Source organism: Pseudoalteromonas sp. N1230-9, from assembly GCF_032716425.1.
Classification (GTDB): Bacteria; Pseudomonadota; Gammaproteobacteria; order Enterobacterales; family Alteromonadaceae; genus Pseudoalteromonas.
The window spans coordinates 2,639,465-2,657,882 of record NZ_CP090419.1; the positions used below are offsets into that span (position 1 = coordinate 2,639,465).

The following is an 18,418-nucleotide window of genomic DNA, read 5'->3' on the forward strand; positions in this document are numbered from 1 at the left end:
ATAGTCGAAACATGATGAGTTTGTTAAAAAAAAGCCGAAGATACAGTGTTTTTTATTTTCTTGCTAGCCTGTTGCTTAGTACGCAACTTCAAGCTGAAGTCTATAATCACCAGCAACTTCAACAAATCGCTATCGATTTTATCAGCGAACAAATTACTGATCTGGATTCAACACCACAAGTCAGCGCGCTGCCTCTTGATAGCCGAATTCCAGATAGGCCTTGTCAGTTACCGCTGAGTAAAACCGTTCCGACTGAACCTCCTTTTAATCGGCAGGTAACCGTACAACTTAAATGCGAAGACTTAAATAGTTGGACGCAGTATGTGCATGTCAGAATTATTGAACTTGAGCCTGTGGTGGTAGTAACAACCAATTTAACTCGTGGAGAGGTCATTAAAGCTGAACATTTACGCCTTGAGATGAAGCCTAAACAATTTGTTCGTACGCAATATATTCAAGATGAGTCAGTGCTAATAGGAAGTCGGAGCAAACGTAATATCCGCAGTGGTCTTCCGATTGTCATGAGCCATATTTGTATGGTGTGCAAAGGGGATAATGTAACCATCATTGCAGCGATACGTGGGCTTAGAATCAAAACAACAGGTGTTGCTTTAGAAGATGGTACGCTTGATGAATTAGTACGTGTAAAAAACAAAAAATCAGGTAAAGTATTAAATGCACGCGTGGATGGTGTCGAGTCTGTACAGGTGAATATTTAATTTTTAATATTTATGTTAAAGTATCTTGTGTGCCTGCCGATACAAAGGCATATGTTGGGTAATGTATAGGTCAAAATAATGGTAAGCAACGTCAATAATAATAGTCAGCAAACATCTGTGTTGACGAATACCAAGCAAAAACAGCTTGATTTACAAAAAGATAACCTTAACACGCAAACGGCTAAATCAGCTGCGCCTAAAGCCAGTGCAGATTCAGTGAGTTTAACGCCGCAAGCAAAGCAATTAAAATCTTTGCAAGAAAAGGCTGAGCAGTCATCTGGTTTTGACAGTGCAAAAGTCGCTGAGTTGAAAAAAGCAATCAGCGAAGGAAAGTATCAAATTGATACTGATAAACTAGCAAAGAACATCGCAGCATTCGAGTTTGACGTCTATGGCTGATCATAATCATTTAATTGCCAGCAAATTAACACAGCAAGTCTCTTGTTTAGAGTCTATTGCTGCGCTTTTAGATGATGAGCTAACAGCCATTGCCTCAAAACGAGGTGAAGGTTTAAAAGAGATTGCCCAACAAAAAATCTCCTTATTACAAAAAATTCAAACGCTTGATAAAGAAGTTCAGGTGCTTGTGAGTAAAAATGATGCTCAAGATGAAGACGTTTCTTCACTTATCACGCAGGTGAATGAGCTTCTTACAAATTGTAAAAAGAAAAACGATGTCAATGCACATGCCGCACATCAAGCCCAACTAAGTGTAAAACAATTAAAAGATATTTTAATTGGTGCACCATCGTCTATGACCTACGACCAAGGTGGCAGTGTTATTCAGGGCGAGAATAAAATTGTACATAACCTTAAAGCGTAATGCGTTTAGGTTATCTCTCCTTTATTACAACAATCCCACAAATTGATAGCCCCTCTGAGAAACCACTTTGCTATTTGCCGAAAAGATAGCTCTGTAAACCTGATTATTAACCCAAGTTATTACTTATAAATAACGCGACGTTAAGTCGCGACTACAGGATAAGATTTACTCGAGAGTTTCCTATGCAAAACCTAACGCTATATCTACTAAAAATCAGCTGGCTGGGATAAAAAATAAAGCGCGATTCATCGCGCTTTATTTGTATTTAGTAACTCGTTCTAAATATCGATAGAGTTATTGCCTCCTTCGATGAGTTTCTTAATTAACTCCTCAGAGTCATTTTGAATATCATTTGCTGCGTCTGATGTCACTTCGGGCTCACTATTAAATGCCAAACTTTGACTTTCACTCTCAGTATCAAGAGCAAGTACATCTGTTTGCTCACTATCGGTGAGTACATCATCAATACTCAGTTCAAGTGGTGTCGCCCCCTCAGCAATTGTAGAATCTGTGCTTGTGTCAGTCATAACCAAACTCAAATCAATACTTTCGCCAAGTGGTTGAGGCTCAGTTCCTTGTGCCACTTGCTCTTCACTTTCATCAAAATCAGCTAACAAAGGTTCACTGCCTAAACCAATAAGTCCCCCATCTGGCTCAGTATCGAGTACCCCAGTGCCCACTAAATCATTTTCAGTATTTTTAACAATGAAGTCACCTGTTACAGGGTCAACAATTGCAAAGTAATATTCATTACCTAAGTCTAATACTGACAAGCTAATAAACCAATCACCATTACTATCTGCGGTTACAGTGGGAGCTGAATTAAGTAAAGATAAATCAACAATATTTAGTAAATTAAGCCCAAGTAAATTAGAACCAATAACGTAAACTTCAGTGCCTGGTTCTGCCTCCCCTGAAGCTGATGGGAGAAGAAGTCCTAAAACACCTGGATTATAATTAGTTACATTAAACGCATCTAAACTGGGGTCGTTACTGTAGTCAATGCTAGATATGGTTGTAGTATTGCCTGCGGCATCGGTTGCAGATGCCTCAACATACGCAAGCGTCAGTAACGAGACTGATAAGTTGAGGACTTGCCAATCCCCATTTGCATCAACCGTGGCTGTATAGGGTGCGCTGACGCCTCCTCCAACTAAGTGATTAGTAATTGAGATAACACTGCCCTCAGGTAAATCAGAGGTGCCAGAAAGCGACACAAGGTTACCCAATAAAAAGGATGGCGTGATAGATAGCTCAGGTGCAACCGTATCAACTTCTCCGCCAGTTTTACTGTCTGTTCCAGTATTTCCAGCTTCATCAGTGATACTTACAGCAACAGAATAAGTGCCATCAGCAAGTGCTTGAGTCGCTGTTGCTTGCCAGTCGCCGTTCACATCTGTCACAGCTGCAACACTGTGCGTTACGCCACCAGCTGCGGTGAAAGTAACAATAATATTGCTGTTAGCGAGATCAGACGTACCATTCACTGTGGGTGTTGAATCATTTGTGAGTATCAAACTACTCGCGTTGATACTGATAATAGGTGCAATCGTATCAATCACCGCCGTTGTTGAGATAGAACCATCGTTACCAGCACTGTCTCTCACAACAGCTGTTACTGTGTATGCCCCTTCAGCAAGGTTTTGTGTTGCCTCAACCTGCCATTCAAGGTTTGCATCTAATGTTGTTTCAACACTGTGACTTACTCCCACAGCATCGACAAATGTGACAATAACCAAACTCCCCGCAGCAGCCCCTGTTGCACTACCTGTCACGCTTGGTGTTAAATCACTTGTCACAGCGATTGGATCAATCGTGACATCTGCAGGTGTTATGTCTATGCTACCCGATGCCGAATCTGTTGCTGTATTACCCGCAGCGTCTGTAATACTTGCATCAATTGTATAAGCTCCCTCAGCAAGGGGAGAAGCAAGTGCAACAGACCAATTACCACTTGTACCAACAATTGCAGTCGCTGTGACTTCATTATTGAGCGCATCTGTTACGGTTATTGATACCAAGGTACCTTGTGGAGCATCACTCGTGCCACTGATTGTAGGAGTTGTATCATTTGTTACATCTGGCGTATTAACACTAAATAGAGGTGCCGTTAAGTCGATTTCACCACTGCGTGTGGCAGTGCCTATTAACCCGCCTTCGGTCACACTCGCTGTAATACTAAAGCTACCTTCGCTTAATGGTGTCGATAATTGCACACTCCATACACCCCCTGTTACGGTGGCAAAGACGGTTTGAATGTTGCCAAGAGCATCTTCAACATTCACAGTCACCTGCGTGGTATCTGCGGCATCACTGGTGCCAGAAATAGTCGGTGTTGTATTGTTCGTCACTGTTAGTGCGTCAACAGCAATGGTAGGTGCATTACTATCAAGAGTCGCTGTTTCAGTGGCCGTTGTCGTATTACTGGCTGCATCAGTAATGCTTGCAGTAATACTGACTGCACCATCTGTTAAAGCAGGTGAAACATCGACAGACCAACTACCATCTGCTTGCACTGTTGCAGTAAGTGGATAAGTATTGCCGTCATTTTCAACGGTTATATTCACCGTGCTACCCTGTGGTTCACTCGTTGTCCCACTAATGGTTGGTGTAGTGTCGTTTATCGTGCCAAGACCATTAATGACAAGGATTGGCGCGAAGGTGTCAATTGCACCGGTATCTGAGACACTACCTGAATTGCCCGCAGAGTCGGTAATACTCGCGGTCACACTATAGTTACCATCAGGCAAATCACTAGGCGTTACTTGCCAAGTACCATCGATTTGTACTGTTGCCGTCAATGTTTGAGTATCGCCATTACTATCAGTAACGCTAATATCGACAAGGGTACCTTGTGGTTCTGTCGATGTTCCAGAAATAACTGGCGTACTTGAATTACCTAATACAAGCGGATCCAGTGTGACAACAGGATCAACCGTATCGACAGTAATGGGGGTTGTTACTGTTTGCGTATTATTAGCATCATCCGTAATTGTGGCAGTAATGGTGTAGCTGCCATCGCTAATATCAAGGGGAACAACAAACTGCCACGTTCCATCACTTGCCACTGTCGTTGTAATTGTTTGCCCTGCCACTTCGACAACGACCGTACCGCCAATTTCATTACTACTGCCTGAAATCGTTGGTCGAACATCTGAAGTAGCGCCAATATCGTTAATAACTAGGCTTGGGATTACACTGTCTAGCACACCCGAAGCCTGCTCCGTGGTTAAATTACCTACTTCATCGCTAACCGACGCTGTCACCGTGAAGCCACCTTCTGCAAGCGCTGAAGGGACATCAACAGACCATGTTTGGTCATTTAATACTGTCGCTGTAAAGCTTTGCGATCCTCCCGCACTATCAGTGACGGTAATGTTAATAACAGTACCTTCTCCCATATCAGTTGTTCCTGAGATAGTCGGCGTCGTGTCATTAGTTAAAGAATCAACATTAAGTGTTAATACAGGAGCAACATTATCAAAATTTAATGTACTCACAGTGGCAGTGTTCCCTGCTTCATCCGTGGCAGTGGCTGTTACGTAAGCTAAGTTAAGTAGCGGTACAGTAATTCCAAGAACCTCCCAATCGCCATTTGCATCAGTCGTAGCCGTATAGGTTGCGCCCACTAAGCCGCCTACTAACTGCTCAGTAATGGTAATGACACTGCCTTGAGGTAAATCAGATGTGCCAGATAGCCCTACTAAATTACCTAATAGGAACGAAGGTATAATGCGAATATCAGGGGCAATAGTATCAACAACACCACTATCAGATGCTGTGCCTGTGTTGCCTGCATTATCTTGAACTGTCGCTGATACGGTATAGCTACCGTCGGCAAGCGCTTGAGCTGCATCTGCACTCCAGTTACCTGATGCATCTGTGGTTACGGTAACAATATGACTAACACTGTTGGCATCTAAAAAGGTCACGTCTAGTTGCGTGTTTGCTAAATCAGACGTACCGGTTACTGTCGGTGTATTATCGTTAGTTAATTCAGGTGCATCAATAGTGATATTAGGCGCAGTAAGGTCTACATTTCCTGTTTCTGTATCCGTGCCTTGATTACCAGCAGCATCCTCGAGTGTCGCATTAACAGTGTATTCACCCTCAGCCAATGGTGTGGTTACCTCAACCGACCACATACCGCCAGGTTGTATTTGCGTGGTAACGATTTGCTCTTGCCCTGCACCATCTGTAATGGTTAGTGTAACAAGCGTACCTACTGAAGCGCCGCTACTTTGCCCACTGATCAGTGGTGTTACGTCTGTTGTATCAGAAAGTGGATCAATCACGATTGTTGGCGCAGTCGTATCTATTAAGCCTGTTTCAGTTGCCGTACCTTCGTTACCTGCAACATCAAATACACTGGCGTTAACTGTAAAACTGCCCTCTGCTAATGCTATGCTCGGCGAAACCGACCATGTGCCATTAGCCTGTACAGTCGCGGTGATCGTTTGGATGCCGCCAAGTGAATCCGTGATTTCTAATGTAACGGTACTGCCAGCACTTGCATCAGTGATCCCACTAATTGTTGGTGTATCGTCATTTGTACTGCCTATATTGTTAATACTGATAGTAGGTGCTGTTAAATCAACAACGCCTATCGCTGACGCCTCACCATCAACACCCCCAACAGTAACCGTTGCTGTCGCTGTGAAATTACCTTCTGCTAATGCTGTAGGTGGTGTCACAGACCAAATGCCATCAAGAAGAGTCGCAGTTAATGTTTGTGGCGGGTTAGTACCATCATCAATCACCACGGTCACTGTCGAGCCGTTTGGCGCTGAAGTAGTACCTGTGATTGTAGGAGTTGTGTCATTCGTATCGGCTATCGCATCAACTGACATACTCGGCGCGCTGATGTTAACAGTGAAGTCACTTGAGGCGCTGGCAGTATTACCTGCAGGATCTACGACTGTGGCTACAACAGTATAGTCATCATCAGCTAATACCATAGATGTAACCGACCAATCTCCATTGCTATCAACGACAGCCGTTAAAGACACATCAACGTTATTAGAATCAGTCACAATCAGAGATATTTGTGTGCCTTGCGGCTCTGTTGAGGTACCACTTATTGTTGGTGTGTTTGTGTTTACAGTACCAAGATTGTTAATCGAAATCGCAGGGGCAGCAGTGTCGATATTACCGGTGCCGGATGCTGTACCAATATTGCCGGCATCATCGGTTATGCTCGCTGAAACGGTGTAATTACCATCAGGGAGTGAAGGCGCTTCTACTTGCCAGTCACCATTTGCATCAACCGTTGCGGTTAAATCATACGTATCACCATTGATATCGGTCACTGTAAGGTTGACAACTGTTCCTGCTGCCTCACCGGATGTGCCGCTTAATAATGGCGTGCTATCGTTTCCTAATCCGTTATTATTCACAGTGACTATAGGCAAGGTAATATCAATATCACCTGTCGCGTTTTGGGTTGTCGTATTACCTGCATCGTCACTGACTGATGCAGTAACAGTGTAACTTCCTTCAGCTAAGCCATTGGGCACTTCTACAGACCATGTGCCATCGCTTGCCACTGTTGCACTAATTTGCTGTGTTCCATTGCTATCAGTTACTTCTATATTAATGGTCGCACCTATTTCGTCACTGGTGCCACTCAGTACAGGTGTTACATCATTGCCACTACCAACGCCATCAAGCGTTAAACTCGGTGCTACAGTATCAATAACGCCACTGGCTGTTTCTGTTGTGGTATTACCAAAACTATTTTGTACACTGGCACTGACAGTAAATGTGCCATCTGCCAGTATCACATTCGGACTGATTGACCATTCACCATTTGCATTCACAGTCGCATTGAGTGTTTGACTATTCCCTGCTTGGTCAGTAACAACAACGGTTACTTGCGCGCCTTGGCCAGCATCAGTGGTGCCCGAAATAAGGGGAGTATTATCATTAGTTAAAGCATCTACACTAACAGTTAAAATCGGCGGTGTATCATCAAAGTCAGTTGTAGTAATTGTTGTGACATTACCTGCAGCATCTGACGCGGTTGCTGTAATAGATGCCAAATTAACAATAGGCACACTCAACCCCGTTAATGACCAATTCCCATTAGCATCTGTTGTCACGGTTGTTGTGACTGCTGGTGCACCAATTAAATTTTGAGTAACCGTAACCACACTTCCTGCCGGTAAATCTGATGTACCACTCAAAGTAATCAATTGACCTAATAACAAGGTAGGTTCAAAGGCAAGCTGTGGAGGAATTGTATCAATCACACCGCTATCAGTATCAGTACCTGTATTACCGGCAGCATCCGTAACGCTTGCTGAAACATTATAACTACCATCTGCGAGTGACTGCGAAGCCTCTGCACTCCAGTTTCCGTTACTGTCCGTTTGCACGACAACAATATGACTATCGCCATTCACATCCGTAAATGTTACTTCAACACTTGCATTCGCTAAATCAGAGGTACCAGTTACAAGTGGCGTATCATCATTTGTTAGGAAAGGACCATTAACTGAGACAAGAGGTGCAGTTAAGTCGACAACGCCTGTGGCAGTGTCTGAAGCTGTATTGCCTGCCGTGTCTGCGACAGTGGCTTCAACGGTGAAAGTACCTTCAGCTAACCCTGACTCTACTTCAACAGACCAATTACCATTGGCACCAACAACCGCCGCTAATGATTGAGTATTTCCAGCGCTATCAGTCACTTGTAAAGTAACAACACTGCCAATAGCCAAGCCTGAAGCTTGTCCAGATATGAGAGGGGTAATATCCGTAGTATCAGCCAGTGCATCAATACTGACTGTTGGTGGTGTTATATCAACAAGGCCTTGGGCTGTTGCATCACCAGTTATACCATTAACAGTAACGGAAGCTGATACAGAAAATGCCCCTTCACTTAGTGGCGATGTGACATTGGCTACCCAAATTCCATTTTGAACGACGGCGGATAAGGCTTGCAAATTACTGTTACTGTCTTCGACAATAATAGACACCACGGTACCGTTAGGCGCATCCGATGTACCACTGATGGTTGGTGTAGTGTCATTGGTATCGTTAATTGTATCAATTGAAAGACTTGGCGCACTGGCATTTAAAACAAACGAACTTGTTGCTACAGCTTCATTGCCCTGCGCATCAGTAATCGACGCTACAATATCAAATGTACCATTTTGTAATTCTTCAGGCACCTCAGCAGCCCACGTGCCACCGCCACTGACAATGGCAGTAAAAACATAACTATCAACCCCGTTACTTACCGTCAGTTGTACAACACTGCCAGCAGGTTCATTTGTTGTACCGCTGATAATTGGTGTAGGGTCATTGACTGTGCCAAGGTTATCAATTGTTATTAGTGGTGCTGTAGAATCTAATGTGCCTATCTCAGTATCGAGCCCTGTATTACCTGCGTTATCAGTCACGCTTGCAGTTACTGAAAAATTACCTTCGCTGACAGGTGTTGTAACTTGTACAACCCAATTACCTTGTGCATCCAGCGTTGTTGTGTAAGTTTGGCTGTTATTCACAGCATCAAACACGGTTACTGTCACAGTACTTCCCGCTAAGGCACCTTCTGCCGAGCCTGTGATGATGGGTGTACTATCGTTTGTGACACCAATTTCATCAATAGAAACCACAGGCGCAGTGATATCAATAATACCGCTAATAACTTCGTTAGCCGTATTTCCAACAGAGTTTGTCACAGTCGCATCAACTGAAACTTCACCTTCAGCAAGCGCGGTAGGCACCTCAATACTCCATGATCCATCAGGCCCGACTTGAGTCACAAAGCTCTGCACAGGTCCCGAGGCAGGCGTAACAACAACCGTGATTACGTTCCCTGGAGCAGCATTAATTGTCGTCCCTGAAATGGTTGGGGTGGTATCATTTGTTTCACCGATTGCATCAATAGTAATGGTGAGTAATGATGAATCAATTAACCCATTTGCAGTTGCAGAAGCTTGGTTTCCAGCTGCATCTGCAACTGTTGCGGTGACAGTATATTGACCCTCACTAAGCTCTGTAGCAGCATCAACTGAAAAACCACCATTGATGTTTGTCACTGCGCTTAACTCTTGACTATTACCATTTGCATCAACCACAACAATGGTCACCGCAGTGCCTTCGTCAACACCTTCAACGACACCTGAAATAGTCGGAGTTGTATCAGCGCTACTGCCAGGATCGTCTAATGTAATTATCGGTGCGGTTAAATCTATAATGCCTTGTGCAGTATCTGTTGCTTGATTACCAGCCAGATCGTTTACCGTAGCCGTAATTGTAAACGGCCCTTCAACAATGGCTTGGTTGGCACCAACTTGCCAACTATTATCAGCATTAACGGTGGCCGTTAATGTTTGTTGATTACCGTTACTATCCACTAAAGTTACTGTTACTTGCGTACCAACATCAACACCACTCACTACCCCAGAAATAATAGGCGTTACGTCATTTGACGGGGTAAAATCATTAATTTCTATAGTTGGTCCAGTTAAATCAATCACACCGACTTCGGTATCCTGCGCAGTATTACCAGCTGCATCTTGCGTTTGGGCTACAACAGTAAACTCTCCCTCAGCAAGGGGGTCGGTTAGGGTTATTGACCAACTACCATCAGCATTTGTCGTGGTTATGAAAGTCAGCTGCGCTCCGCTACTATCGGTCACAGTAATCGTGACTTCAGTGCCGGCGTCTAGGGTTTGTGTTGTGCCATCTATAGTGGGCGTTAAATCATTAACATCACCTATGGTATTAATTGTTATTATTGGCGGTGTTAAATCAACTGTACCCGTTGCTGTGGCCGTACTATTATTACCAGCCTCATCGCTAACACTCGCAGTAACGGTGTAGTCCCCTTCAGCTAAATCATTTATAACATCAACTTGCCAGTTACCATCGGCATCCGTTGTTGTTGTGAGTGTTTGTGCATTACCGCCGCTGTCTGTAACCAGTAATGTCACAGTTGTTCCTGCAGGAACATCTAAAACGGAGCCTGAGATAGTCGGCGTCGTGTCATTAGTATCATTTAATGTGTCTATAAAAATAATAGGATCAGTTAAGTCTATTTCGCCTATTTCAGTCGCGGTTGCCGTATTACCAACCGCATCCGTCACTGTTGCTGTAACAGTGAACGTTCCTTCAACCAGCGGTGTTGTTGCTTCTACTGACCAATCCCCGTTTGCATCGGTAATCACTTGTAGTGTTTCTGTAGCCCCATCACTACCAATGAACGTAACGGTAACCACTGTACCTGCATCAACATCTTGGGTTGAGCCTGTCACTACAGGGGTCGTATCGTTTGTATCAATAATAAAGTTAATGCTAACCGTTAAATCAACATTCCCAACCGCTGTCGCCTGTGCTTCATTGCCCTGAGGGTCAAGAACAGTTGCAACAATAGTAAAGTCCCCCTCAGGAAGCGCTTCTGTCATTTGCAGTGACCAGCTACCATCAGCTTGAGTAACTGCAAGCAAGTTAATGACTTGTCCATTACTGGCGGTGATCATCAGCATGATGGTTGTGCCCGCCGCAACCCCTTCGGTTTGGCCGCTAAGAAATGGCGTTGGGTCATTGCTATCAGCAATTGAGTTGATTGTTATTGCAATTGGAGAAAATGCGATTTCTCCACTGGCATTAGCCGATGCACTATTACCCACAGGATCCACCACTGTCGCGATAGCGGTAAATGCACCTTCAGGAAATCCCGCCGTCGCATCTACCGTGTAACTACCATCAGCGCCAACAATAGCCGTAAATATCTGTGACTGACCATTACTATCAACAACTTGAATACGTACTTGAGTTCCTTCTGGCACATCATCAACCCGTCCTACAAATGTAGGTGTGGTATCGTTAGTGTCGGCAATCGCGATAAGCGTAATATCAGGCGGCGTTAAATCAATGAGGCTGCTATCAGTATCAACTCCCTCATTACCTACTTCGTCAATTGCTGAGGCGACAACATTGTATAGCCCTTCAGAAAGATCTTGCGCTGTTATGCTCCAATTACCCTGTTCATCAACTTGAGTCACAATGGTTTGTACTCGTCCTTGGCTATCAGTCACAGTGATTGTGACATCTCCACCCACTTCAATGCCTGAAACAGTGCCCGAAATCTCAACATTAGGTGAAGCAGAGTCATTAAGCGCATTAAGCTGCACTTGAGGGCCCGTTGTATCTATATTTGCCAAGATATTATCATTCAGTGGATTACCGTTAGGATCGATCACATCCACATCAATCACAATGGGTCCGTCTGGTAAGGGGTCTAGCGGTGTAGTCGTAAAGGTACCATCAGGCTGGACAATCACAGTAACAACTTGAGTGTTGCCATTCACATCAGTGACTGTGACAGTTAATGTCTCACCTACAAGATTCTCTGTTATACCCGAAATAACCGGTTGAGGATTGTTCGAATTGCCGATTTCATTAACGCTTAATGTTGCCAAAGCGTCATTAGGTACAACACCATCGGTGGTATCCCTTGGCGTAAAAATGCCATCACTACTTGCATTTAGGCTGTCATCAAATGATAAACCTGAGGGATCTATTCCTTCTGCAATACGAGCAAGCTCAACAAAGGACGTGCCACCACCTGACGTAGCACCACCAGTGCCGCCCGCTGCGGTTGCTTCTAAATTCTCAAGAATGTCTCCATCACCTTCTAAGGCTTGTAGAAAGTCGCTGATATCGCCAGTTGCTTGTTGCTGAGGTGGCGTTGAGTTTGCTTGATTTAAACTTGCAATCGCATCATCTATAGACTCATCAAACACCGTATTTTCAGAACTATCTTGACTGCCTTTAGCAACTAAATCGGGAGTAATTGTGATTCTTTTACTGGCCGGTATTGATAATGATTCGCCCTGTACATCTATTGTTAAAGTCGACTTTTCAGCCGTTACAACAGTGTCACCCACGGTGATCACATCACCCACTTCAAGTGCCTTGATAGAGCCATCGGCTTGGATAACCCCCGCAGACCCTTGAACATCGATAACTAATAACTGATTTGCATCCATTTGCTGTTCCTCAACGTACCAGTAATACTTTTATATAAGTAAAGCCTAGTTAACAATCAGTACTTAGTTACTGGACCATGGTACAGGTCAGCCACTTATTTAATACTATTTAACCATTAAAACAGGGACATTAATTCAAAATAAAAGTTTAAATTTAAACAATAGTAGTAGTTGCAGTATTTCAAAATGTTAGCTAAACCTTAACTTAGCGTGAATAAAATTTAGTCAAAAAAGAGGATGATATGGCTATAAATAAACAGTTCACTAATAGAAAACTCACCAGTGCTATCGCTTTATTTTTTGTTGCAAACGGATGTATTTTAAATGCTCAAGCAGAGCAAACCTCATCTATGCCACTTAATTATGTCGCCGATAAAGCCATTGCAAGCAACCCAGAAGTCCAACAAGCATGGCATGCATTTAAAGCGTCGATGCATGGCATTGATGCAGCACGCTCAGGCTACTTACCAACGGTAGATGTATCTGCAAGTGCAGGATATGAAAAGCGAAATTATGGTATTGATGAGGAGTTTAATCGTAATACAGCTGAATTAACGCTAGGACAGATGCTTTATGATGGCTTTCGAACTTCGAACACGGTAAGACGCTTTGAACGCATTCAGCTAATTCGTTACTTTGAGCTCCTCACTCAAGCTGAGCAAACAGCACTCGAAGCAAGTGTCGCATACTTAGATGTACAAAAATTTACCGAACTGGTGCAACTTGCAGAAAACAACCTACAAGAACACCAATCGGTGTACCAACAAATTGAACAAAGTGTTGGGGCCGGTGTGGCACGTGCCGCTGACTTAGAACAAATTAGTGGTCGTTTATCACTTGCTCAATCAAATGTCATGACCGAATATGCAAACTTACATGATGTAAGCGCTCGCTATTTACGTATTGTTGGCGAATTGCCGACCAAAGGAGTTGTTAAAGCAAAACTCAGTGACGATGCTATCCCTATTTCTATCAATCAAGCACTGGATCTGGCTTATAAAAACAGCCCTAACTTTTATGCTTCTTTATACAATATAGAAGCACAACAAGCTAACGCCGACTCACAACGCGCCGCTTTTCATCCTAATGTCGATTTATCAGCACGTTACGGTATGCAAGACCGAAACGAGCTGGGGTTAGATGAAACACAGTCTGAAGCACGTGTGGGCATTGATATTAGCTATAACCTGTACAGTGGTGGTCGTGATAGTGCTAACTTAGACCAAGCGTACCAAGAGGTTAATGTTGCGAAATACCAACGTGATCAAACCTGTATCGAAATAAGACAAAATCTTCAAGTGGCTTACAACAATGTACTCGTGCTGCAAAGTAAAATCCCTTCTTTAGAAAGCCATAAAAATTCTTCTAACAAGGTAAAATTTGCATATAAAGATCAATTTGATATTGGTCAGCGCACCTTACTTGATGTACTTGATGCAGAGAACGAATCATTTCAGTCAAATAGAGCATATACCGCAGCGCTTTATGACCGTCAAACTGCGATCTTAACCATGCTTGCAGAGATGGGTAAGTTACTAGAAACATTGAATGTAAAATCTGACAAGTTCCCATCAATAAGTGAACTTACCGATGATCCAATTGCGCATAATGCTGAGTATGTTTGCCCTAAATACGATGTTGCAGCAACATTGGGACGACAAGCGTTTTTGCAAGAAAAAAAGAAGCAAGATAACGCGTATATGAGTGTGACTGCGATGCCAAGTTATTTGAACATTCCTGCCACACCAGCACCACAGGCCCCCATAACAACCTTTGCTGATGATGACAATGATGGTATTGCAAATGAGCAAGATGACTGCCCATCGACCCCAGCATTTACAGAAGTCGATGACAGAGGTTGCACTAAATACCGCAGTAATACCAGTAATGTCGAAATTGGTATTCCTTTTCTCGCTGACTCCAGTGTAGTGCGCCCTGAATATATGCAAGAAATCGCCAGATTAGCTGAGTTTTTAAAGGAGCACCCTACTAAGCATGTGGAAATTCAAGGGCATGCATCATTAGAAGGCCCGGCCCTTTACAATCGCAAGCTATCAGAAAAGCGCGCTTTTTCAGTCGCAGAGCTACTTATCCAACAATATGGTATTGCGCCTAATCGCGTCACATCTTTAGGCTATGGAATAGATCAGCCAAGAATTAACGAAATTTCCGTTCGCGCAAATGCTGCAAATCGTCGCATAGAAGCTGTTATTACGGAGGCTGGCAATCGCTCAGCTACAGCACAAAATGGTTGGTCTTAGGCTAAGCAGTAAATTAATGTATGGATAGTGTATGCAAGAAAATGACGCACTCAACCATGGTGGTAGCCTTGTAGACTGCCTTGAGATTTTATGCCGTTATCATGATCGCGAATTTTCCCGAGAAACGTTATTAAGCGGCTTGCCTCTGGAAAATGGTTTATTAAATCCCTCCGGATTTTCACGTGCAGCGAAACGGATAGGCTTTAAAACCAAAGTTGTTCATAAAGCACTTTGCGATCTCAATGTGGCTTTATTACCCGCTGTATTAATCTTACAGAACAATCAAGCATGTGTTATCACTAAGCTGAACCTGACAGATAATACCGCACAAGTAATATACCCAGAATTAAGTGATTCTGCCGTCACAATAAGCCTTGATGAATTGAATGAAACAAGTTCAGGTATGATCATTTATGCACAACCTGAATTTGCCTTCGATGCACGCTCACCGGTACTGCAAAAGCTATCAAAAGATGGCTGGTTTTGGGGAGTGATAAAAGAATGCCGAACCCTTTATAAAGATGTCATTGTCTCCGCTATCGCACTTGGCGTACTTTCTATTGCTATGCCACTGTTTGTGATGAACGTCTACGACCGTGTTGTACCAAACCATGCGACAGAAACACTGTGGGTGTTAGCAATCGGTGTGCTGCTGGCTCTGACCGCAGATTTCATACTAAGACTGGTGCGCAGTTATTTTGTCGAGCTTGCCGCAAGTAGAATTGATGTAAAAGTGTCGGCGGTAATCATGGAGCGAGTTTTGGGTATGAAACTAAAGAACCGCCCTGCATCAGCCGGTTCCTTTGCGAGTAATATTCAGTCTTTCGAGGCCGTTCGCAGCTTTTTTAGCTCGATCACTTTAATTGCGCTCGTTGATCTTCCCTTCGTGCTTTTATTTCTTGTTGTTATTGCCATTATTGGGGTAGAGCTTAGCCTGCCAATTATCATCGGCGCAGTGCTTTTGCTGAGCTATGCATTAGCAGCACACAGAAAGCTTGAAAGCTTATCTGAGCAAACAATGAAAGCCAGTTCAATGCGAAATGCAGTCTTAGTAGAAAGTTTAACAAACATTGAAGATGTAAAAAGCTTTCACAGTGAATGTAAAACTCAATCTAGTTGGGAAAAATCAACAATTTATATTGCTAGAGTTAATGCTCAAAGTCGCCTCATTTCATCTTCAATCAGCAATGCAGGCGCGTGGGTACAGCAGTGTGTCGGTGTGGTGATCATGATGATTGGTGTGCATCTCATTATAGAGGGCGACTTAACCCAAGGCGGGCTAATTGCAGCCTATTTATTGTCGTCTCGAACTATGGCACCCATTAGCCAATCAGCGGCGGTACTTGCCCAGTTCCATCATGCAGCAATTGCTATGCATTCATTAAATGAAATAATGGAAAAAGAAGTCGAACGCCCCCCTGGTAAACACTGGCTAAGCCACCCTGTGTTACTCGGAGATATTGAGTTTAAGGATGTGCGATTTAAATACTCAGATGAAAGCAATGAAGCGTTATGCGGTGTAAGTTTCAAAATAAAGGCAGGTGAAAAAGTCGCTATTTTAGGGCGTAATGGCTCAGGAAAAAGCACTGTAGAAAAACTTATTTTAGGTCTTTATGAACCCAATTCTGGATCAATTTTAATTGATAACAATGATATTCACCAAATTGACCCTGCAGAGCTTCGTCATAATATTGGGTATGTTCCCCAAACAATTTCACTATTCTTTGGCACCTTAAAAGACAATATAACGCTAAGTGCATGGCATGCAAAAGACGAGCAAATTTTATCTGCGTGCCAGCAAAGCCAGTTATTTGAGTTAATTAATTCACACCCTGACGGATTTGATATGCAAGTAGGTGAACAGGGTCGCCTACTCTCTGGTGGTCAACGCCAAGCGGTTGGGATCGCCAGAGCCTTACTAAACAATCCACCGATTTTATTAATGGATGAGCCTACCTCAGCACTGGATCATAATAGTGAATCTAAGATCATTAATAACATAAAACGTAGCTGCCAAGAAAAGACTCTGATTGTTGTTACACATAGAACATCGCTGCTAGAGCTTGTTGATCGGGTCATCGTATTAGATAACGGTAAAGTTGTGGCCGATGGACCTAAATCCCAAGTTTTATCTGCTTTGTCGACTCATACGGTTGGAAAAGTATCATGAGTAAAAAAGACTTACCAATTGAACAACGCTCATTCGAACGTTTGAATAAAGCGATGGATAAGCAAAAAGCAAAGCGTCCATCTATATTTTCATATTTGTTTTCTCGTTGGTTATCACCGCCGAATACTCAAGATTGGGTTGTGGACGCGCAATGGGAGAAAATGCAACAACAGCCAGCCAGTGCCAGAGTATTATTGTATTTAATTTGCTTAACTATCGTCGCCTTACTTGTTTGGTCAGCGTTTGCCCACTTAGATGAAGTTGCACGTGGTGAAGGCAGAGTGATCCCCTCTCATAAACTACAAGTTGTACAATCATACGACGGTGGCATGGTAGAGCAAATTTTTGTTCGTGAAGGACAAATCGTCAATGCGGGTGATGTATTGGTGAAGATAGATCCAACTCGCTTTATCTCTTCATTTAGAGAAAACCAAGCAAAAATTTTATCTCTAACAGCGAAAGTTGAGCGACTTAAAGCGCTCACTAAAAAAAAGCCACTTGAGTTTACTCCCGACTTAATCGAAAAAGCGCCGGATGCCGTTGCACACGAACAAGCCATGTTTGAGAGCAGTAATCAAGAGCTGACACAACAAGTTACAATCCATAAGCGCCAACTAGAGCAGCGTCGCCAAGACTATGCCGAAGCGAGAGCCGCACTGCAACAACACACCAACTCTCTCAGTTTAGCGAACAGAGAACTTTCTGTGACACGGCCATTACTTCGTTCAGGTGCTGTATCTGATATAGATATAATCCGTTTGGAACGCCAAGTTGTAGAGCACACAGGTGAGATAAATCGAACAAAAGCAGCAATAAACCGAAGTTTATCAGCTATCAATGAAGCAAAAAATAAAGTGACTGAAGTAGAGCTTGCGATGATTAACCGTTGGAGTAATGAACTTTCAGAAGCACTCCTTCGCCTTGATGCCATTAAAGAAACAGAGTCAGGACTGGCAGATAAGGTTACGCAAACTGAGATCCGCTCCCCCGTCAATGGGACCGTTCAACGCTTATTAGTAAATACAGTTGGCGGCATTTTACAACCTGGTAGTGATGCTGTGGAAATTATTCCCTTAGATGACCAGCTCGTTGTTGAAGCGAAAATTTTACCAAAAGATATTGCGTTTTTGCAGCCAGGGCAAGAGGCTATGATCAAATTCAGTGCTTATGACTTTGCTATTTATGGTGGCCTTGAAGCCCAGGTAACTCACATCAGTGCTGATACTATCACCGATGATAGAGATAACACTTTTTATTTAGTGCAATTGAAAACGAACCGAAACCACTTTGCCGACAACCTAACGATTATCCCTGGCATGACAACTCAGGTCGATATTATTACCGGAAAAAAAACCGTGCTTGAGTATTTATTTAAACCCATTTTAAGAGCAACCTCATTAGCCATGACCGAGAGGTAAACTATGAATGCCCTTCACGCCAGTGTA

The 18,418-nt window shown here is 43.3% G+C and carries 7 protein-coding genes; 6 read left to right on the plus strand and 1 reads right to left on the minus strand.

From position 1 onward, the window contains the following. Nucleotides 1-14: 14 nt before the first annotated feature. From flgA to flgN, 3 genes are all read left to right on the plus strand, one after another. The gene (gene flgA, locus LY624_RS12335; RefSeq protein ID WP_130150575.1) at nt 15-719 is read left to right on the plus strand and encodes a flagellar basal body P-ring formation chaperone FlgA; all 705 of its coding nucleotides are present in this window, start codon (nt 15-17) and stop codon (nt 717-719) included. A 78-nt stretch (nt 720-797) separates the two neighbouring features. Further along, nucleotides 798-1,118 carry a flagellar biosynthesis anti-sigma factor FlgM gene (gene flgM, locus LY624_RS12340; RefSeq protein ID WP_130150456.1) on the plus strand — a complete coding sequence of 107 codons (321 nt, stop codon included), beginning with the start codon at nt 798-800 and terminating at the stop codon, nt 1,116-1,118. Beyond that, nucleotides 1,111-1,542 carry a flagellar protein FlgN gene (flgN, locus tag LY624_RS12345; RefSeq protein WP_130150455.1) on the plus strand — a complete coding sequence of 144 codons (432 nt, stop codon included), beginning with the start codon at nt 1,111-1,113 and terminating at the stop codon, nt 1,540-1,542. Before flgM ends, flgN begins: the two co-directional genes overlap by 8 nt. 278 nt (nt 1,543-1,820) lie before the next feature. Here flgN and LY624_RS12350 read toward each other — a convergent pair whose 3' ends face one another. Further along, nucleotides 1,821-12,542, minus strand: coding sequence for an Ig-like domain-containing protein (locus LY624_RS12350; protein ID WP_341803085.1), 10,722 nt, complete (start codon nt 12,540-12,542; stop codon nt 1,821-1,823). 242 nt (nt 12,543-12,784) lie between these two features. On the opposite strand from LY624_RS12350, the gene LY624_RS12355 reads away from it, so the two are divergent. From LY624_RS12355 to LY624_RS12365, 3 genes are read left to right on the plus strand one after another with little or no spacing between them, the layout of a single operon-like run. Beyond that, nucleotides 12,785-14,803, plus strand: coding sequence for a TolC family outer membrane protein (locus LY624_RS12355; protein WP_341803086.1), 2,019 nt, complete (start codon nt 12,785-12,787; stop codon nt 14,801-14,803). A 31-nt stretch (nt 14,804-14,834) separates the two neighbouring features. Then, nucleotides 14,835-16,973: a type I secretion system permease/ATPase gene (locus tag LY624_RS12360; protein ID WP_341803087.1), complete on the plus strand. Its 2,139-nt coding sequence runs from the start codon at nt 14,835-14,837 to the stop codon at nt 16,971-16,973. Further along, a complete protein-coding gene (locus LY624_RS12365; protein WP_130150452.1) occupies nt 16,970-18,391 on the plus strand; it encodes an HlyD family type I secretion periplasmic adaptor subunit in 1,422 nt (473 codons plus the stop codon). The genes LY624_RS12360 and LY624_RS12365 overlap by 4 nt, the downstream gene beginning before the upstream one ends. Nucleotides 18,392-18,418: the final 27 nt, after the last annotated feature.